This is a genomic window from Duganella sp. (genome assembly GCF_039595735.1).
In the GTDB taxonomy this organism is placed as follows: Bacteria; Pseudomonadota; Gammaproteobacteria; order Burkholderiales; family Burkholderiaceae_D; genus Rugamonas.
This window is the reverse complement of the sequence record NZ_JBCNLB010000010.1, coordinates 36,499-55,118: the sequence shown is the minus strand read 5'-3', so window position 1 is coordinate 55,118 and position 18,620 is coordinate 36,499. Positions and strand designations below refer to the sequence as shown.

General features: G+C 63.6%; 19 protein-coding genes and 1 tRNA gene. 12 read left to right on the top strand and 8 right to left on the bottom strand.

Features of this window, described 5'->3' with window-relative positions; genetic code table 11:
* Window positions 1-164 precede the first annotated feature (164 nt).
* Window positions 165-377 carry a hypothetical protein gene (locus ABDW57_RS17455; RefSeq protein ID WP_343731443.1) on the bottom strand — a complete coding sequence of 71 codons (213 nt, stop codon included), beginning with the start codon at window positions 375-377 and terminating at the stop codon, window positions 165-167.
* A gap of 101 nt (window positions 378-478) precedes the next feature.
* Between ABDW57_RS17455 and ABDW57_RS17450 the strand changes: the two genes are divergently transcribed.
* The 4 genes from ABDW57_RS17450 to ABDW57_RS17435 are packed head-to-tail and all read left to right on the top strand — an operon-like array spanning window position 479 to window position 2,347.
* Window positions 479-1,063, top strand: coding sequence for a TetR/AcrR family transcriptional regulator (locus ABDW57_RS17450; protein WP_343731442.1), 585 nt, complete (start codon window positions 479-481; stop codon window positions 1,061-1,063).
* A 59-nt stretch (window positions 1,064-1,122) separates the two neighbouring features.
* A complete protein-coding gene (locus ABDW57_RS17445) occupies window positions 1,123-1,680 on the top strand; it encodes a DUF308 domain-containing protein (RefSeq protein ID WP_343731441.1) in 558 nt (185 codons plus the stop codon).
* A gap of 53 nt (window positions 1,681-1,733) precedes the next feature.
* On the top strand, window positions 1,734-1,913 hold the full coding sequence (locus ABDW57_RS17440) for a sodium-dependent bicarbonate transport family permease (protein WP_343731440.1): 180 nt from the start codon (window positions 1,734-1,736) through the stop codon (window positions 1,911-1,913).
* Entirely contained in the window at window positions 1,913-2,347 is a 435-nt protein-coding gene (locus ABDW57_RS17435) for a GNAT family N-acetyltransferase (RefSeq protein ID WP_343731439.1), read from the top strand. Before ABDW57_RS17440 ends, ABDW57_RS17435 begins: the two co-directional genes overlap by 1 nt.
* On the opposite strand, the gene ABDW57_RS17430 is transcribed toward ABDW57_RS17435, so the two are convergent.
* Window positions 2,344-3,228 carry a LysR family transcriptional regulator gene (locus ABDW57_RS17430; protein WP_343731561.1) on the bottom strand — a complete coding sequence of 295 codons (885 nt, stop codon included), beginning with the start codon at window positions 3,226-3,228 and terminating at the stop codon, window positions 2,344-2,346. The genes ABDW57_RS17435 and ABDW57_RS17430 overlap by 4 nt on opposite strands.
* 159 nt (window positions 3,229-3,387) lie before the next feature.
* On the opposite strand from ABDW57_RS17430, the gene ABDW57_RS17425 reads away from it, so the two are divergent.
* Together ABDW57_RS17425 and ABDW57_RS17420 are read left to right on the top strand one after the other, a co-directional pair.
* Window positions 3,388-4,146 carry an SDR family oxidoreductase gene (locus tag ABDW57_RS17425; RefSeq protein ID WP_343731438.1) on the top strand — a complete coding sequence of 253 codons (759 nt, stop codon included), beginning with the start codon at window positions 3,388-3,390 and terminating at the stop codon, window positions 4,144-4,146.
* Between the two features lie 129 nt (window positions 4,147-4,275).
* Entirely contained in the window at window positions 4,276-5,136 is an 861-nt protein-coding gene (locus tag ABDW57_RS17420) for a hypothetical protein (protein ID WP_343731437.1), read from the top strand.
* Between the two features lie 239 nt (window positions 5,137-5,375).
* Here the strand turns inward: ABDW57_RS17420 and ABDW57_RS17415 are convergent.
* The 5 genes from ABDW57_RS17415 to ABDW57_RS17395 all read right to left on the bottom strand — a co-directional run bounded on the left by ABDW57_RS17415 (window position 5,376) and on the right by ABDW57_RS17395 (window position 11,034).
* Window positions 5,376-5,465, bottom strand: a tRNA-Ser gene (locus ABDW57_RS17415).
* Between the two features lie 51 nt (window positions 5,466-5,516).
* Window positions 5,517-7,601 carry an EAL domain-containing protein gene (locus ABDW57_RS17410; RefSeq protein ID WP_343731436.1) on the bottom strand — a complete coding sequence of 695 codons (2,085 nt, stop codon included), beginning with the start codon at window positions 7,599-7,601 and terminating at the stop codon, window positions 5,517-5,519.
* 2 nt (window positions 7,602-7,603) lie between these two features.
* Complete coding sequence (locus ABDW57_RS17405) at window positions 7,604-8,773, bottom strand: HDOD domain-containing protein (protein ID WP_343731435.1); 1,170 nt, start codon at window positions 8,771-8,773, stop codon at window positions 7,604-7,606.
* 274 nt (window positions 8,774-9,047) lie between these two features.
* Window positions 9,048-9,665 (bottom strand): response regulator transcription factor, encoded by a 618-nt coding sequence (locus ABDW57_RS17400; RefSeq protein ID WP_343731434.1) that lies wholly within the window; start codon window positions 9,663-9,665, stop codon window positions 9,048-9,050.
* Between the two features lie 7 nt (window positions 9,666-9,672).
* Complete coding sequence (locus tag ABDW57_RS17395) at window positions 9,673-11,034, bottom strand: cache domain-containing protein (protein ID WP_343731433.1); 1,362 nt, start codon at window positions 11,032-11,034, stop codon at window positions 9,673-9,675.
* Between the two features lie 252 nt (window positions 11,035-11,286).
* On the opposite strand from ABDW57_RS17395, the gene ABDW57_RS17390 reads away from it, so the two are divergent.
* The 6 genes from ABDW57_RS17390 (at window position 11,287) to ABDW57_RS17365 (ending at window position 17,309) form a co-directional block, all read left to right on the top strand.
* Window positions 11,287-13,362 carry a carbon starvation CstA family protein gene (locus ABDW57_RS17390; protein WP_343731432.1) on the top strand — a complete coding sequence of 692 codons (2,076 nt, stop codon included), beginning with the start codon at window positions 11,287-11,289 and terminating at the stop codon, window positions 13,360-13,362.
* The gene (locus ABDW57_RS17385; RefSeq protein ID WP_155468327.1) at window positions 13,362-13,562 is read left to right on the top strand and encodes a YbdD/YjiX family protein; all 201 of its coding nucleotides are present in this window, start codon (window positions 13,362-13,364) and stop codon (window positions 13,560-13,562) included. The genes ABDW57_RS17390 and ABDW57_RS17385 overlap by 1 nt, the downstream gene beginning before the upstream one ends.
* Before the next feature lie 84 nt (window positions 13,563-13,646).
* Complete coding sequence (locus ABDW57_RS17380) at window positions 13,647-14,510, top strand: ThiF family adenylyltransferase (protein ID WP_343731431.1); 864 nt, start codon at window positions 13,647-13,649, stop codon at window positions 14,508-14,510.
* Complete coding sequence (locus tag ABDW57_RS17375) at window positions 14,507-15,580, top strand: molybdopterin biosynthesis protein MoeY (protein ID WP_343731430.1); 1,074 nt, start codon at window positions 14,507-14,509, stop codon at window positions 15,578-15,580. Before ABDW57_RS17380 ends, ABDW57_RS17375 begins: the two co-directional genes overlap by 4 nt.
* Window positions 15,577-16,245 carry a DapH/DapD/GlmU-related protein gene (locus ABDW57_RS17370; protein ID WP_343731429.1) on the top strand — a complete coding sequence of 223 codons (669 nt, stop codon included), beginning with the start codon at window positions 15,577-15,579 and terminating at the stop codon, window positions 16,243-16,245. Before ABDW57_RS17375 ends, ABDW57_RS17370 begins: the two co-directional genes overlap by 4 nt.
* 143 nt (window positions 16,246-16,388) lie before the next feature.
* Window positions 16,389-17,309 carry a PEP-CTERM sorting domain-containing protein gene (locus ABDW57_RS17365; protein WP_343731428.1) on the top strand — a complete coding sequence of 307 codons (921 nt, stop codon included), beginning with the start codon at window positions 16,389-16,391 and terminating at the stop codon, window positions 17,307-17,309.
* Between the two features lie 53 nt (window positions 17,310-17,362).
* Here ABDW57_RS17365 and ABDW57_RS17360 read toward each other — a convergent pair whose 3' ends face one another.
* Entirely contained in the window at window positions 17,363-18,568 is a 1,206-nt protein-coding gene (locus ABDW57_RS17360) for a glycosyltransferase (RefSeq protein WP_343731427.1), read from the bottom strand.
* Window positions 18,569-18,620 lie beyond the last annotated feature (52 nt).

Here is an 18,620-nt window from a genome sequence, read left to right as displayed (position 1 = left end):
CGCCGTTGCTGAGCGCATGTCATGGCACTCCTTTACGAAATATGATTGACAGCCGCGAGGGGGCGAGCCGGCCATCCAACGATGGACGCGCCAATCGAAAAACACTGCATCAATGCCAAATTGCCAGCCGTGATCCGCCGGCGCCCCTGGCTCCCTCGCTCTAATTACGACTTGTTCGATTCCGCCTGAAGCGCGGCGATGATGGTTTCGGCATAGGTCTTCGGGAAAGCGACAATGGCATCTTCCTCGCCGCCAAAGCCCTGCTGGCGAATCACAATCTCGCCGCGCACATTGGTATAGATTGCAATCGCATCAACCTGCTGCACCACGATGCTTTTTTGCTTCTCCGGATTCCAATCCCAATCGTTTGCCATCATGCCCTCTCAAAGTGTTGAATCCACATCATACATTGATCAGAAGCATGAATCCATGCGAGAAAATGTTTGACATTCTACCTATCAGAAGGTAGGCTACGCAAATGGCAAAATCATCGACCACTGCTGACGACATCCTGGCCTGCGCGCACCAGCTTATTCTGGCGGGCGGCTACAACGGCTTCAGCTATGCTGACATTGCTGATGTCGTCGGCATCCGCAAGGCCAGCATCCATCACCACTTCCCCAGCAAAGTCGATCTGGCGAAGGTGCTGGTCAGCCGTTATCGGGAATCGGCCGAGAACGGCATCAAAAACCTTGAGCATGGCATTGCCAATCCGCTCGACCAGCTACGCGCTTACCTTCAATACTGGGAAACGTGCATTACCGACGCCAGCGCCCCCTTCTGCGTATGCGCCCTGCTGGCCAGCGAACTGCCCATCCTGCCGGCGGAAGTGGCGACGGAAATCCGCACCTACTTCACATTCCTGTCGGGATGGCTGACTTCCGTATTGGAGCGCGCTGCGCAGCAAGGCGTCATCTGCTTGCGCGATACGCCACGGGTCGAGGCGGAAGCGTTCATGGCCACCGTTCATGGCGCCATGCTGTCCGCACGCGCGTACGGCAATGCTGAAATCTTTGGCGTCATCATGACGCCGCAACTGCAGCGCCTCTCGGCCAAAAGCTGAGGCGTTTTTTTTAATCCTGCAACCTACCAATTAGTAGGTAGATATTTTAAAGGCATGATATGACAAACGATCAAACCACCAACGAAAGCTGGCTGAAGAAGTACTACTTCACCCGTGCCGTCGTTTCCTTCGCCTGGCTTGTTGCAGCGCTCAGCGTGGCAGCGCGTTCAAGCGGCATCGCCGCCATCCTGCTGGTGTGCTATCCCCTCTGGGATGCGCTTGCCAATCTGGTCGACGCCAACCGCAGCGGCGGCCTCGCAGCGAACCGGCCGCAGGCGTTCAACGTTGTTGTCAGCGTAGCGATTGCAGCGGGAATATTCGTTGTCCTGCCTAACATGAACCACGTGCTTGGCGTGTTCGGTTTCTGGGCCATCTTGTCCGGGGTATTGCAACTGGGCGCCGGCCTGCGCCGCCGCAAGCAATACGGCGCCCAGTGGGCGATGATGCTGAGTGGCGCGCAATCCGCACTGGCCGGTGCCGTCTTCGTCTACCAGGCGCAGGCGCCGGTCGTACCATCCATCGCCACCGTGGCCGGCTACGCGGGCTTCGGCGCGTTCTACTTCCTGGTGTCCGCCATATCCCTGAGCATCACGGCCAGGCGCCGGCAGCAGGCATAAATCCGGGGTCATAAATCCGGGGTCAGGTCCGCCATTTCTACACGAGCTGAACCTTGACGGTTGCGGCCCTGCGCCACGCGATCCCCGAAGCAAATCCGTCGATCTACTTCGGGACGTCACTGGGGATGTCCTTGCGGCGGAACATACTGCTGGGCATCCCGCCAGCGGCATGCTGCAGTAATGACGATACAATCACGTCCATCGCAAACCTGCTTACGATCTGGGCTACTTGATGAATTGGACCAAAGAGAACTATCGGGTATCGACCGACAACGCCCTACTGCAGCTCGATGTCATCCATGCCAACCTCACGCGCAGCACCTGGGCGGAGGGCATCGACGAAGCGACCGTGCGCAAGGCTGTCGCGAACAGCCTCAACTTCGGCCTGTACGACGACGGCCGCCAGATCGGCTATGCCCGCTTCATCACCGACCACGCCACCTTTGCTTACATGGCGGACGTCTTTGTGATGGACCAGTATCGCGGCAAGGGCCTCGGGCGCTGGCTGGTCGAATGCATGCTGAGCTACCCCGGCATCGAACGCTATCGCCGGCTGCTGCTGGCAACCACCACGGCCGCCTGGCTGTACGAAAAGCTGGGCTTCAGCAAACCAGCCAATCCCGATTTGTTCTGGCAGATCAACCGGCCTGACATCTACAAACATTAGGGAACAATGGAACGGCCATCAAGGCCGGGCGTCGCGGCAAAGACGGCGCTGATAAAGTCGATAAACACCGCTGCGCGCTGGGGCAAAAGCCGCTCAGCGGCATACACCGCATTCAGCGGTGAGCGCCCGGCCGAGTAAGCGGTCAGCAGCGGACGCAGCTCGCCACTACGCAACTGCTCCGCGATCGTCCATGACGGCAGATACGCGATGCCCAGGTCCTGCATGACGGCCTTGCGGATGCCGTCCAGACTATTCAGGCGTACCCGGCCCTGCACATGCACCGCGCCGTCCTTGAACGGCCAGCCGCCGCCGCCCGCCATCAGGGTGTAGATCAGGCACTGATGCTGCAGCAGATCGGCTGGCTGCTCAGGCGTGCCATGCCGGTCCAGATAACCCGCACTCGCCACACAAATGCGTTCGGACGTGCCGACCCGGCGCGCGCGCAAGGAACTATCCTTGAGCACGCCGCCCCGGACCGCGATATCAACGCCCTCCGCGATCAGGTCGATATAACTATCGCTGAGCCGCAGTTCGACCTCGACATCTGGATAGCGCGCGAGGAACGCCGGCAGCGCGGTGATGATCTTCTCCGTGCCCAGCGTGGGCGCGCACGCCACCCGCAGCAGGCCCTGCGGCTTTTGCTGGCCGCGCGCGTCAGACTCGGCCTGGGCGATCAGCTCCAGCGCCTGACGGGCTTGCGCGTAGTAGCGCTGCCCTTCGGCGGTGGCGACCAGTTGCCGCGTCGAACGATGCAGCAACCGCGTGCCCAGCGCCTTTTCAAGGGACGCGATATGCCGGCTGACGTTGGGCTGGCCGATGCCCAGTTCCCGGGCCACGGCCGAAAAGCTCCCCGTCTCAATCGCGCGCACCAGGCAGCGCATCCACAGCAATTTATCCATTTTCCGAAGCTCGCAAATCAATTCATGCAACCAGAGCATAACTGATATGTGTCCCGCCTGTCTTATCGCGGGGGCGTCCGGAGCGCACACTGCATCCCGCATCACTACCTAACTCACCAAACAGCTTAGTGAAGGAGCATCATGAAACTCGCAGAAAAAGTAGCCGTCGTCACCGGCGGCACCACCGGCATCGGCCTGGCCATCGCCAAACGTTTCGCCCGCGAAGGCGCTCACGTCCACATCACCGGCCGCCGTCAGGCCGAACTGGACAAGGCGGTTGAGGCCGTTCGGGCAGCCGGCGGCAGCGCTGAAGGCGCCAGCGTCGATTCGACTGACATCGGGCAACTGCAGGCTTTGTTTGATCGCATCAAAGCCAAACACGGCAAGCTCGATGTGCTGGTTGCCAACGCTGGCGGCGGTTCACTGCTGCCGCTGGGGAAAATCACCGAGGAGCACTTCGACGACACCTTCGCGCGCAACGTCAAAGGCACATTGTTTACCGTGCAGAGCGCGCTGCCGCTGCTGGGCAAAGGCGCGTCGGTGATTCTGACCGGGTCAACCGCGGGCAGCAGCGGCACGGAAGGGTTCAGCGTCTACGCGGCATCCAAGGCGGCGGTGCGCGCCTTCGCCCGCAACTGGATCCTGGATCTGAAAGGCCGCGATATCCGCGTCAACACCCTGAGCCCCGGCCCGATCAAGACGCCGGGCCTGGTGGAACTGGTCGGCACGGATGCCGGACAGCAGCAAGGCTTCCTCGACCATCTGGCCTCGCAGATTCCGATGGGCCGGGTGGGCGATCCGGATGAGATTGCGAAAGCGGCGGTGTTCCTGGCTTCCGACGATGCAAGTTTTGTCACCGGCGCCGAGTTGTTTGTGGACGGCGGGCTGCAACAGATCTAACCCGCGCGGCGCCTGGGGGTGGGCTGGCATATGAGGCCGGTCCACCACAGTCACTGCATTTCTTGATCCACCTGGCAATTACTACTAGCATAATAGGGGCACACATATCGCTGGCGCACGGAAGGTTCAATGAATTTCCGCACCATCATCATCGTTATGGCGGTCGTCACCCGCACGGACTATGCTGCGGCAGTCTGCGAGCCCATACGCATCGGCTATGTCAACCAGGAGCGGCCGCCCTACTACCTGGGAGCCGGATCGGACATCCCCGCCAAGCCTGGTGCATCTGCGGAGCTTTTTCAGCGTTTTGCCGCCAGCGCGGGATGTGATGCCAGCTTGAGACGGCTTCCGGTCAATCGCATCATTCCCTCCCTCGCCGCCGGCCTGCTGGACTTCGCGCCGCTGGACTCCAGCAGCAAGGATATCGCTGACCTCGCCTTCCCCCGTGACAAAAACAACCAACTGGACTACGGGCGCGCGGTGCCGATCAACATCGTCGTGTTCGTCCGCAGCGCGGACCACATACCGCCGGCGACTGAGCCGGCAAAGTATTTCCGGGACCGGCTGCTTGGCGTGACCTTGGGCGCTACCTATCGGGCGCGCATCCAGGGTCTGGGGATGAAAATCGATAGTGGCGCGGTCGATATCGCACGCAATCTTGAGAAGCTGAAGTTGAGCCGTATCGATGGATTTGCCGTCTCCGTGACATCGCCAGGCGACATGGACGCCTACGTCGCCCAGAAATACAAAGGCGCCATCATCAGACTGCCGCAGCCCCTGTTCACCGATCACATCTGGATAGCGGCCAGTGCAAGCTACTATGCAGCACATCCGGGACAAGTCGAAAAAATGTGGACCTGGCTCGGCTCTGCGGGCAAGCGGGAGTATTTCAATTTGTTGAAAGAATACGGCGATATGCCGCTACCAACGCAGCAAGTCGGGGTCAGGTCCGCCATTTCTACACGGGCTGAGCCGTTGACGGATGATTAGGAGCAAGTCGGGGCCAGGTCCGCCATTTCTACACGGGCTGAGCCGTTGACGGATGATTAGGTGTGGAACGCGCGCCCTCGGCGCGCGAGGCTGCCGCGCAGCGGCAGCAATTGGGCGATTCGGAGCGGGATGGCCCTGCAGGGCCATGCCCTTCGAATCTCACACGCAAGGCCCGCAGGGGCCTTGCTCGCTTCCGCCAAGAAACAAAAAACCGCCTTATGGGCGGTTATTTTGTTTCTTGGCGGAAGCGGTGAGATTCGAACTCACGAACGGCTCTCACCGTCGGCAGTTTTCAAGACTGCTGCCTTCAACCACTCGGCCACGCTTCCTAAGTGTGCGACATTATACAGATTTCTGGCCCTAAAACCACCCATTCCTGCTCACGCCGCCCGGCTCGCCCTCCCGGGCGCCCAATTCTCACGCAACGCCCGCTCGAACGCGTCCGCTTCCAGCGGCTTGGAAAAGAGGTAACCCTGCACTTCGTTGCAACCGGAATTTTTCAGGAAGGCCAGCTGTTCTACCGTTTCCACTCCCTCCGCAATCACTTTGTGCTTGAGCTGCTGGGCGATGCTGATGATGGTGTTGGCAATCGCGCAGTCGTTGGTGTCGCCCGGGATGCCGATGGTGAACGAACGGTCAATCTTCAGGGTGTCAATCGGGAAGCGCTTGAGGTAGGACAGCGATGAATAGCCCGTCCCGAAATCATCCAGCGACAAGGTCACGCCCATGGCGGTGATGCGGTCCATGATGCCGATCACGCGGTCGATGTTGTGCATCAGCGTGCTTTCGGTGATTTCCAGCTCCAGCCACGACGGTTCCAGGCCATAACGCTTCAGGGTATCCGCCACCCGCCCCGGCAAGGCTGCCGTGAATTCGCGCGCGGACACGTTTACCGCCAGGCGGATCGGCGGCAGGCCGGCGTCTTTCCACGCCTGCGCCTGCGCGCACGCGGTTTCCAGCACCCATTCGCCCACCTGCACCACCAGCCCGGTGGCCTCGGCCAGCGGAATGAATTCGGATGGCGGCACCAAACCGCGCTGCGGATGACGCCAGCGCACCAGCGCTTCAGCACCGATGATCTTGCCATCCGGAATGGAGTACTTGGGCTGGTAGTGCAGCAGCAGTTCGCCGTTGCCGAGCGCGTTGCGCAGGCCGGTTTCGATGCGCATGCGCTCCTGCATGCCCTGGTTCATGTCCTGGCTGTAGAAGGCGATGTGGTCGCCATCCGCCCCGCCCTCCTGCTTGGCGCGGTACATGGCGATGTCGGCCAGGCGCAGCAGGGTTTCCGCATCGTTGCCATCCTGCGGATAGACGCTGATGCCGATGCTGCCGCCCACCCGCAAATCATGGCCGTTGATGTAGATCGGCTCAGTCAGGGTGGCCAGCAGTTTTTGCGCCACCATGCTGGCTTCGAAGTGCTGGCCGATGTCGAACAGGCCGACGGCGAATTCGTCACCGCCCAGCCGTGCCACCAGGTCCTGGTCGCGCAGCACGCTGCGGAAGCGGCGCGCCACTTCCACCAGCAATTCGTCGCCGATCTTGCGGCCCAGGGTGTCATTGATCAGTTTGAAGCGGTTGAGGTCGATGAACAGCACGCAGCCGTGTGCCTTGTTGCGTTGCGCCACCATCAAGGCCTGATCCACCAGCTTGGTCAGCAGGGTGCGGTTGGGCAGGTTGGTCAGCGCGTCGTAATACGCCAGGTGGTGGATGCGCTCCTCCGCCATCTTGCGCTCGGTGATGTCGGTCAGGTAGGCGATCAGGCCGATCGAGCGGTCGTTGATGTCGCACAGCGGCGAGAGCGACAGGCTGGCCCAGAATACTTCGCCGTTTTTCTTTTTGCGCCGCACTTCCATCAGGCGCCCGCCGTGTTCGAGGAAGGCGTCGTGGAAGCCGATGTCTTCGTCATCGTAGAGGAACAGGATGTTGCGCCCCACCGCTTCCACCGCGGTGTAGCCGAACAGGCGCTCCGCGCCTTTGTTCCAGCTGATGATGAAGCCGTTCATGTCCATGGTCAGCACGGACTCGTGAATGTGATCCAGGATTTGCGCCTGATGCTGCAGCTTGGCTTCCACCTGCACATAGGCGTGGGTGGTGCGCTGCGCCACCGCATGCACTTGCAGCACGCTGGCGGCCAGGCTGGCCAGGCTGGCCAGGTGCTGACGATCCTGCTCGCTGTAGTGGGCGCGGCCGGAGACCACGAAACGGCCGAACAGGTGGTCGTCAAACGCGATGTCCTGGCTCAGCGACGGCACGGCGTCATCGTTGGCCGCCACCACCGGCTCCACCGGCGGATGCAGCAGCATCGACAGCGAGTCGGCCGGGATGTATTCGCCCAACGGGCTGTTCAGCACGGCGCGCACGATGCGTCCCAACTCCTCCGTGAGCGCCGCGCCGCGCAGGCGCAGCACCGCGTCGCATAAGGCGGCGCTGTTGCTCAGGAAGTCGGTGACGGGTTGCGCGAGCATGGTCAGATATTCCTGCTCACCTGAATCGCCCAGTGGTAGGCCTGCAGCTGGGCTTCCCAATAAGCTTCGTGCGAAATGCCGGCCTGCGCCAGGCTGGCGGCGTCCTTGTGTTCGACCAGCTTGAGCAGGTCGCCCAGCGGGCCGGCGCGGTCCAGCAGCGCCATCACCACGTCCAGGTCGAGGCTGAGGGCGGCGACGATTTCGGTCATCGGCATGGCCAGCAGCACGTCCAGCAGCGAGAACACGCCGGCCACGAAAGCCATGTCCTGCTGGTCGCGGTCCCAGCCCAGCGACTTGGCCAGTCCTTCCATCATGGAGGCGCGCACCGCCGCCAGCGGCAGCAGCGGATTGGCCAGGCCGTCGTCCTGCTGACGCGCGTACAGCAGCAGTTGCAGCCAGCGCTGCAGCTGACGGCGGCCGAGCACGTTGATGGCCTGGCCGAAGCTGTGGATCGGGGAGCTCAGCGCGAACGCGGCCGAGTTCACCAGTTTCAACAAGTGGTAGGCCAGCGCCGGGTCTTGCTTGAGCAGCACTTCCAGCTCGCGCGAATCGGCGTCGCGCGCCAGCAAGCCCAGCAGCGCCAGCAGGCGCTTGCGCGAGGTGCCGTCGCCCTGGTTGTTGTCCTGCTCGGGATGCAGCGCGAAGTCGCCGGCAAACCAGCTGAAGCCGGCCTTGGCGCATTCGGCAATCCGGGCTTCGCTGTGCATGCCCACGGCCAGATGCGGCCCCGGCTGGGCCACCAGCGCCAGCACCGGCGGCAACGTCTGCGCTGCGTCCACCCTCAGCGAACGGGCGCCGCACATGGTGGCCGCGGAACCTTCGGCCACGCCATCGAGCATGAGGCGGTAGCCGGCGTCGGCATACGAAGACAGTTTCTTGTGAATGGCCGCGTCGGCGCAGGCGGCCGCCGGGATGCGCAGGATGATGCTGTTGGCCGGCAGTGTCTGCAGTTGAGACAGCTCCAGCAATTGCGGATGCGGAACCGGAAGGATGCAATCCATGGGCGCCAGCGCGGCAAACGCGTCAGGCGTTTTCAACAGCGTCAAGGCCGCCTGGAAAGCATCGCCGGCGTCGGGCGATAGCTCAAACGTCAGTGCCACCCACTCGTTATGAGCGTTGGATACTGCTTGTAATTCCACCAGTGGAAACGGGCTGATTTCAGGCGCAGACATCAATATCTCATCGAGGTTATCCGCGCCATCTTAGACCAACACTTGACTTAAGGCAATCAAATACCATACAGAGTGTAATGTAATTAGCAATATTACCAGTATAAGACCACTCGGCCGCGTGCGGAACGGTTTTATTTTGCACAATTGCAATAATTTGCGGCCGGAGCTGGAATATAGCAGATATTGCCGGAGAAACACGTACTGTTAGAAATTGCTTAACGGTATTAGAAGTGAGCGTCGGTATTTTCGCCACATGGTAGCGATGTCATTGATTTTATTGCGCATTTTGCACGGCAAAGCGGATCAGCTCAGCCTGCCCTTCGATGCCCAGCTTGCGCTTGATGTTGAGGCGGTGGGTTTCCACCGTGCGCACGCTCAGGTCCAGCGCGCGGGCGATCTGCTTGTTGGATTCGCCATTGGCGATGTGGCGCAGCACCTCGTGTTCGCGCGACGTCAGCTGGTTGTCCTGGTTCTGCGGCTGAGCCAGCTGGCGGGCCAGTGCGGCGCTGTAGTAGATGCCGCCCGACATCACGGTCTCGATCGCCACCACGATGTCCTTGCCGGGCGCATCCTTGAGCACATAGCCGCGCGCACCGGCCTGGATGGCTTGCGACACATATTCCACCTTGTCATGCATGGACAGGATCAGCACGGCAATGCGCGGGAACGCTTGCTTGAACAGCGCGGTGGCTTCAATGCCATTGGTGCCACGCATATTAATGTCCATCAGCACCAGGTCGACCGCATGGCGGCCGGCCTGTTCCAGCGCCTCGCTGGCGCCGCCGGCCTCGGCCACCACCTCAAACTGCGGCATGGCTTCCAGCCGCGCGCGCAGGCCATCGCGCACCAGGGGGTGGTCGTCTACCAGCAGGATTTTGATCGTATTCGTCATCGTTGATTCAGGTTTGGTTAGGGGCTTGCGCCGTGACCAGCGTGCCCTCGGCGGACGACGCGATTTCAAAATGGCCGCCGATGGCGTCCATGCGCTCCATCATATTGCGTAATCCAATGCCGCGCTTGGGATGCAGGGCGATGCCCTCGGCATCGAAGCCGTGGCCGTTGTCGCGGATCTGCAGCGTTACATGGCGCTCGTCGCCGGCCAGCGCGATGTCGACCCGGCTGGCGCCGGCATGGCGCTCGATATTGGTCAGCGCCTCCTGCGCCAGGCGGAACAGCACGGTATTGGCCACGTCCGGCAGCCCATCGGTACAGCCGGACGCCTCAAAGTGTACCGGGGTTCCGCTGCTGAGGGTGTACTCCTTGGCCAGGTGCTGCAGCGCCGCGGCCAGGCCCAGGTCATCCAGGATGGCCGGACGCAGATTGTGCGAAATGCGGCGCACCTCGGCCATCACATTGCTGAGCTGGTCGGCGGCGTGCTCAAACACGGCTTGCGCGGCTTTTTGCTGCTCGGGCTTGGGCGAGGCCAGCCGTATCATGCCGGCCTCGATCTGCAGCTTGATCGACACCAGCCACTGGCTGATGCCGTCATGCAGATCGCGCGACAGCCGCGCCCGCTCCTCTTCCTGCGATTCCACCACCCGCTGCGCCAGCACCTTGAGTTTGGCGTCAGCCACGCGCAATTCGCTGATATTCAGCGCCAGCCCCGAGCTGGCCACCGCCACGGCAGCGGCAATCGCAATCCCGGCGATCCACAGCATGGTGTTGTGGATATTGCGCGACTGCTGGACATCGACCTTGGCCAGCGCCTGATCGACGTCATCCAGATAAATCCCGGTGCCCATCATCCAGCCCCACTTGGGCATGGCGATCACATAGCCGAGCTTGGCGACCGGCTTATGGGTGGATGGCTTGACCCACATGTAGCGCTCCAGCCCGCCGCCGGCCTTGGCGCGCTGCAGCAGATTCTGGATGGTCAGCTGACCATTTTCATCGCGCAGGCCGTACAGGTTTTGCCCCACCAGCTCCGGCTGGCGCGGGTGCATCAGGGTGTTGCCCTGCATGTCATACAGGAAGAAATAACCGTCGTCGCCATAGCTGAGCGATGACAGAATGCGCTTGGCCTCGTTGCGGGTGGCCTCGTCATCGCGACCGGAGTCGTACAGATGGGCGATCGAATGCGAGGCCAGCGCCACATAGTGCTTGAGTTCGGCCTCCTTGCTGCTCAGGTAAGCCTGCTGAATGGTGGTGCGCTGCTGCTCGGCCAGCAGCACCGACTGATGGCGCACCGCCAGCGCAATGGCGCACAAGGCCAGGATCAGCGGCGTAATCGCCAGGAATATCACTTTTTGCCGCAATTTCATGCGGTGGCTCCTCGTCTTCTGGTAGCCGCGATTCTACCCCTGTGGCTGCCGCACAAGCTACGTAGTTATACGCAGCGGCCTTGCGTAATGCTGCGCTTGCGGGCTGATATCACCTTGATGAATACTGGTCATAAGCAAACTCCGGGGTCAGGTCCGCCATTTCTACACGGCCTCTGCCGTAGCAGCGCTACGGCAGAGGCCGTGTAGAAATGGCGGACCTGACCCCGGAGTGGAGACAACCTTGGAGGAAACATGAACACTCTACCGATTACCCTGGCCAGCAAGCTGGGCTGGGCCGCGCTGGCGCTGGCCGGTGCCTCGGCGCTGGGCGTGGTGGCCCTGCACCGGGGCGAATCGATCAGCGCCATCTGGATCGTCATCGCCGCGGTCTGCGTCTACCTGATCGCCTACCGTTTCTACAGCCTGTACATCGCCGACAAGGTGCTGGGCCTGGATAGCCGCCGCCTGACCCCGGCCGCCCGCATGAACGACGGCCTCGACTATGTGCCGACCAATAAGAACGTGCTGTTCGGCCACCACTTTGCCGCCATTGCCGGCGCCGGCCCGCTGGTCGGCCCGGTGCTGGCCGCGCAGATGGGCTACCTGCCCGGCATGCTGTGGATTCTGGCCGGCGTGGTGTTTGCCGGCGCGGTGCAGGACTTCATCGTGCTGTTCATTTCCATGCGCCGCGATGGCCGCTCGCTGGGCGATCTGATCAAGTCGGAGCTGGGGCCGATTCCGGGCAATATCGCCCTGCTCGGCACGTTCATGATCATGGTCATCATCCTGGCGGTGCTGGCCCTGATCGTGGTGAAAGCGCTGACCGGCTCGCCCTGGGGCAGCTTCACGGTGATGGCCACCATTCCGATCGCGCTGTTCATGGGCGTGTATTCGCGTTACATCCGCGTCGGCCGTGTCGGCGAAGTGTCGGTCATCGGCTTCATCCTGCTGATGGCGGCGATTTTCGGCGGCCAGTGGGTGCAGGAAAACCCGGCGCTGGCGCCGATGTTCACCTTCACCGGCACCGAGCTGACCTGGATGCTGATCGGTTACGGCTTCGTCGCCTCGGTGCTGCCGGTGTGGCTGCTGCTGGCGCCGCGCGATTATCTGTCGACCTTCCTGAAGATCGGCACCATTGTCGGCCTGGCGCTGGGCATCATTATTGTCGCCCCGCACCTGCAAATGCCGGCGCTGACCAAGTTTGTTGATGGCACCGGGCCGGTCTGGGCCGGCTCGCTGTTCCCGTTCCTGTTCATTACCATCGCCTGCGGCGCCGTGTCCGGCTTCCACGCGCTGATCTCGTCCGGCACCACGCCCAAGATGATCGAGAACGAAACCCACGCCCGCTTCATTGGCTACGGCGCCATGCTGATGGAATCCTTTGTTGCCATCATGGCGCTGGTGGCGGCCTCGACCATCGATCCGGGCGTGTACTTCGCCATGAACGCGCCGGCCGCGCTGCTCGGCACCACCGCCGAGTCCGCCGCTCAGGCGGTGTCGCAGATGGGCTTCTACATCACCCCGGACATGCTGCTGCAGACCGCCAAGGACGTCGGCGAGCACAGCATCATTTCGCGCGCCGGCGGTGCGCCGACGCTGGCGGTGGGCATGGCCCATATCCTGTCCGGCGTGCTGGGCGGCCGTGAAATGATGGCGTTCTGGTACCACTTCGCCATCCTGTTTGAAGCGCTGTTCATCCTGACCGCCGTCGATGCCGGCACCCGCGCCGGCCGCTTCATGCTGCAGGATCTGCTGGGCACGTTTGCGCCCTCGATGAAGAAGACCGAGAACACCTTTGCCAACCTGGTCGCGACCGGCCTGTGCGTGGCGGCCTGGGGCTACTTCCTGTACCAGGGCGTGGTCGATCCGCTGGGCGGCATCAACACCCTGTGGCCGCTGTTCGGCATCGCCAACCAGATGCTGGCGGCCATCGCGCTGATCCTCGGCACCTGCGTGCTGTTCAAGATGAAGCGCGGCCAGTACGCCTGGGTCACCATCGTGCCGACCATCTGGCTGCTGCTGTGCACGCTGACCGCCGGCTGGCAGAAGATTTTCGACGCCAATCCGAAAGTCGGCTTCCTGGCGCACGCCGCCAAGTACCAGGCCGCGCTGGATGAGGGCAAGATCCTGGCGCCGGCCAAGTCGGTGGCGCAGATGCAGCAGGTGATTTTCAACGATTACCTCGACGCTTCGCTGGCCGGCTTCTTCGTGATTGTCGTGCTGAGCGTGCTGATCTTCGGTGCCCGCACCGTGCTGGCGGCGCGCGCCAACAGCAAGCCGACCGTCAACGAAAGCCCGATGGTCCTGTCGAGCGCCAAGGTGCAATGATGCTGGGCGAGATTGCCAAGGCCGGCCGTTATCTCGGGCAAAGCGTGCGCCTGATGATGGGTCTGCCTGATTACGATGTGTATGTCACCCACCGCGAAACCACGCACCCGGGCGAGCCTTATATGACGTACGAGGAATTCTTCCGCGAACGGCAGGAGGCCCGCTACGGCGGCGCAGGCAAGCGCGGCGGTTGCTGCTGAGCCGGCGTCATGCCGGCGCCAGCCGGCATGACATTTTTTTCCGTCCTCGACGGAACTTTCAGCGTGCCCTGCCATCCAAGCAAGATGGCTTACATTTACCAACAGGCATACGCGCGCAATATCGGCTGGGTTACCCCGGCCGAGCAGGCCGCGCTGCGCCACAAGCGCGTGGCGATTGCCGGCATGGGCGGCGTCGGCGGCGTGCATCTGCTGACGCTGGCGCGGCTGGGTATCGGCGCTTTCCACATTGCCGACTTCGACACGTTCGACATCGCCAACTTCAACCGGCAAGTCGGCGCCACCATCTCCTCGCTGGGCCAGCCCAAGGTGGACGTGCTGGCCGCCATGGCGCTGGACATCAACCCCGAGCTCAAGCTGGCGCGCTTTCCTGCCGGCGTCAGCCAGGACAATCTGGCCACCTTCTTTGAAGGTGTAGACTTGTACGTCGATGGCCTGGATTTCTTTGCCTTCGGTGCCCGGCAAGCCACCTTTGCCGCCTGCGCCCGGCTCGGCATCCCGGCCGTGACGGCGGCGCCGCTGGGCATGGGCACGGCGGTGCTGAATTTCCTGCCCGGCCACATGACGTTCGAGGAATACTTTGACTGGGGCGACCGGCCGGACATGGAAAAAGCCCTGCGCTTCCTGGTCGGGCTGGCGCCGGCCGGCTTGCATGGCGGTTACCTGGTCGATCCCTCGACCATCAACTTGAAAGAGCAGCGCGGCCCGTCTACCATCATGGGTTGCGAACTGTGCGCCGGCGCGGCGGCCACCGAAGCGCTGAAGATACTGCTGCAACGCGGCGGGGCGCGGCCAGCCCCGTGGGCTTACCAGTTCGACGCCTATCGCAACAAGCTGGTGCGCACCTGGCGTCCCGGCGGCAACCGCAATCCCTTGCAACGTCTGGCCATGATGCTGGCGCGGCGACGACGGCCCGGAGATAAGACATGAACACGATGGAGCACATCCTCGAACTGGCGCGCTGGGCGCCCAGCGGCGACAACACCCAGCCGTGGCGCTTTGAAATCCTTGACGCGCACCGGCTGGTGGTGCACGGCCACGACACGCGCGACCACTGTGTCTACGATCTGGACGGCCACCCCAGTCAGATGTCGCTCGGCGCGCTGCTGGAAACCATGGCGATTGCCGCCAGCACCTGCGCACTGGAAATGCGCGCCATCCGTCATACCGACACCCCGGACACCCGCCCCACTTTCAGCATCGAATTCCTGCCTTCGCCCGGCATGGCGCCCGATCCGCTGGCGGACGCCATCCAGGCGCGCAGCGTGCAGCGGCGCGCACTGAGCCGCCGGCCGCTGACGCCCGCCGAAAAATCGGCGCTGAATCTGGCGCTGCCGGCCGGCTACCGCGTGCGCTGGCTGGAGGGTCCGCAACGGCTGGCCGCCGCGCGCCTGATGTTCCGCAACGCCAGGCTGCGCCTGACCATGCCCGAAGCGCATCGCGTGCACCAATCCGTCATCGAATGGAACGCCCGCTACAGCGAGGACCGCATCCCCGACCAGGCGCTGGGCGCGGACGCCATGACCACCCGGCTGATGCGCTGGGTGCTGCAGGACTGGCGCCGGGTTCACTTCTTCAACACCTGGCTGGCCGGCACACTGCCGCCCAGCCTGCAGATGGACCTGATTCCCAGCCTGGCCTGCGCCGCCCACTTCCTGCTGGTGGCTGATCACGCTCCGCACCGCATCGACGATTACATTGCCGCCGGCCGCGCCATGCAGCGCTTCTGGCTGACCGCCACCGCGCTGGGCTTGCAGCTGCAGCCCGAAATGACGCCGCTGATCTTCACCCGCTACGTGCGCGAAGGCCGCGTGTTTTCCGCCACCTCCGGCATGCAGGAGCAAGCGCTGCAGGTGTCGCGCCGGGGCGAAGCGCTGGTCGGCCAGCAGGACTGGCACGCGGCCGTATTCATGGGCCGCATTGGCGCCGGCCAGGCGGCGCGCTCGCGCTCGCTGCGGCGGCCGCTGCGCGACCTGCTGGTGGCCCCCGGGAGTGCATGATGCGCGCCATCAAGCCGGGCCAGATCGCGGTATTCCTCGGCCTGCTGACGCTGATCCTGCTGCTGGCCATCGCTACCACCGCGCTGCTGTTCGGCCAGCTGCCGCTGGGCGATTTCCGCGGCGTCACGCTGGTGATGCTGGCGCTGCTGCTGGTGTACCTGTATGCCTTCCTGGTCTACCGCTGCTTCCTGCTGGCGCTGCCGCTGCGCGAGGGCGAGGTGGCGGAACACTCGCGCCAGGAACTGGCGGCCAACGTCAACATCCTGTTCTACCTGCTGCTGTTCAACTCGCTGATCCGCACCCACTTCATTCCGGTGCCGTTGCAGCGCCTGATTTACCTGGCGCTGGGCGCCGAGCTGGGCGCCAACACCTACAGCGCCGGCGCCCTGCTCGATCCGCCGCTCACGCGCATCGGCAGCAATACCATCATCGGCCATGACGCCGTGGTGTTTGCCCACGTGATCGAGGGCGCGCGGCTGGAGTTGAAGGCGGTCCACATCGGCAATACCGTCACCATCGGCGCCAAGGCGGTGGTGATGGCCGGCGTGCACATCGGTGACAACGCCATCGTCTCGACCGGCGCGGTGGTCACCAAGGATACCCGGATCGGCGCCGGCGAAATCTGGGGCGGCATTCCGGCCCGCCGCATCAAGGCCGCGCCGTGACGGATTTTTTTACACCGCGCGGCCGAAACGCCGGCACGCCGTGCGCAAGTCCCTGATTTCACAAGGAACACCAGTACTGGCAAGGCTTTTGCTCTTTGATCGTCACGGCTTCGATTCCCGTGGCCCTACTTCGAGGAGCATCCATGAAAACCTACCAACCCGCGCTGGCCGGCGCCATGCTGGCAGCCGCACTGGCGGCGCCGCTGACCGCCAGCGCCGGCCCCACCCTCGGCCTTGATCCCACCGGCACCGGCACCTACACCACCTTTGCCGATCTGTGGACCAACGTCACCGACACCGGTCTGGCCACCGGTTTCGTTCCCGGCCGCATCGTCGGCCCGGGCGCCAACGCGCCCTACCTGACCGAACTGCGCTCGCAAATGGTGGTCGGTACTATGTCCAACAGCAACATCCCCGCCATCGTCACGCCGGCCGGGCTGAACAGCAACTTTGAAATCAGCAAAGTGGTGCGCTTCCAGGAACTGGTCACCGCGCAAACCGCCACCACCGTCAACTTCGGCATGCCGGCCTCGCAATCGGCCGCCATGGACGTCGACCCGCTGCGTCCCGGCGTGCAAAACCTCGCCATCTTCCTCGATAACATCACCGACGGCAGCAAAGCCGTGCCCGGTAACGGCGGCAACACCGTGCGCTGCTACGGCGAAGGCGTCACCTCCGCCGGTTGCGGCGGTGGCGGCGGCGATGGCGACGGCATCATGATCATGTCCGGCCACCTCGTGTTCAACGAGGCCAGCTTCAGCGCCTCCGGCGCAGTCGGCACCGGCTCGTTCGACTCGCGCTTCATGATCGACTATGTCGACCCCAACTACCTGGATGCCGTCACCGGCTCCATCTTTGTCGACAAATTCACCGGCACCACCAACGTGCCGTCGTTCTTCACCCCAACCATGATGTGGGACGGTTCCACGCCCACCACAGTGCCCTTCCTCAAGGTGGACTCGTCGCAAAGCTTTGCCACCATTCCGGAGCCGGCCACCCTGGCACTGATCGGACTGGGCTTCGCGGGACTCGCGCTGGGCACGCGCCGCAAAGTGCAGTCGTGACCGCAGCAGCGGTCTTTTACAGCGGATCGGTCTCTCCCGCCCGATCCGCTTTTTTATTGCTGCAAGATGTGTGACAACAGCGCGTCCAGCCGCGCGCCGGCATCGTAACGCTGGAATTGCTGCGCCACCCGCTGCGCCGCCGCGCGCGGCTCCGGCTGTTCCAGCAGCCGCAACGCCGTGGCGCGCAGTTGCTCCTCCGCCAGCCGGTCCGAGCGCAGCAGCGCGCCGGCGCCGGCCCGCACCACCCCGTCCATATTCAGGTATTGATCCAGATTGCCGGCCACGCCCAGCACCGGCACGCCGGCCGCCAGCGCCTGCTGGCTGGTCGGGCTGCCGCCGTTGCAGATTACCAGCCGCGCGCGCCGCGCGGCCTGCTCGCCCGGCAGGTAGGTGGCCACCCGCGCATTGTCCGGCAGCAGGCCGGGCGTGATGGTGCCGGCGGTGGCGGCGATCACCGTCAGCGGCAGCGGCGCCAGCGCCTGCAGCACTTTCGGCAACAAGGCGCCCTGCCCGGAACTGCCCAGCGTGACGTAGACGAGGTCGCGCCCGCCCGGCAAGGCATCCCACCACGGCGGCGCCTCGGTGGGCGGCGACCAGGTCACCGGCCCCAGGTAGGAATGCGTCATCGGCAAATCGTGCGCCGGGAATATTTCCGGAATGTCGGCATACAGCACGTGGTCGGCATCGGTGTAAATGCGCCGCAAATCATGTCCCAGCGATGGCAGATGGTAGGCGCGGCGCACGCGGTTGAGCGGGCGGCTGTGCAGCGCAAACGCCAGCGGCCGCACCAGCGCGAAGACGCGCTCAGCCAGCGGAATCGGCAACAGGCGCGCCAGCGGCAGCGCCGGCACCCGGTAGCGCTGCTGCACGTAGGGACTCCAGTAGGCGTTGATCACGCTCACATACGGCACCTCAGCCAGGCGCGCGCTGACCGACAGCGACAGGCGGAAGTCGCCGATCACCACATCCGGCCGCAGCGCCTGCAACAGGCGCATATCGTCCAGCACATACCTGCCCAGGGTGTGCGCATCGTACACCGGCTTGCCGGCCGCCAGCGCCGCCAGAAAGCGCGCGCTGGCAATGCTGTGCAGGGGCCAGCTGGTGACGTCGCTGCCCTTGATAAACATCTCATAACCTGGCGCGCAAGCCAGGTGCACTTCGTAGCGCTGGCGGTCCAGCGTGCGCGCCAGCGCCAGCGGCCGGCCCACGTGGGCCAGCGTCACCGCCTCCGCCACCAACAAGATTTTTTTGCGTTCCATCCTCCCAGCTTGCAACGCTGCGCCGCGCGTTGTTTGAGGCAGCGCAAACGTG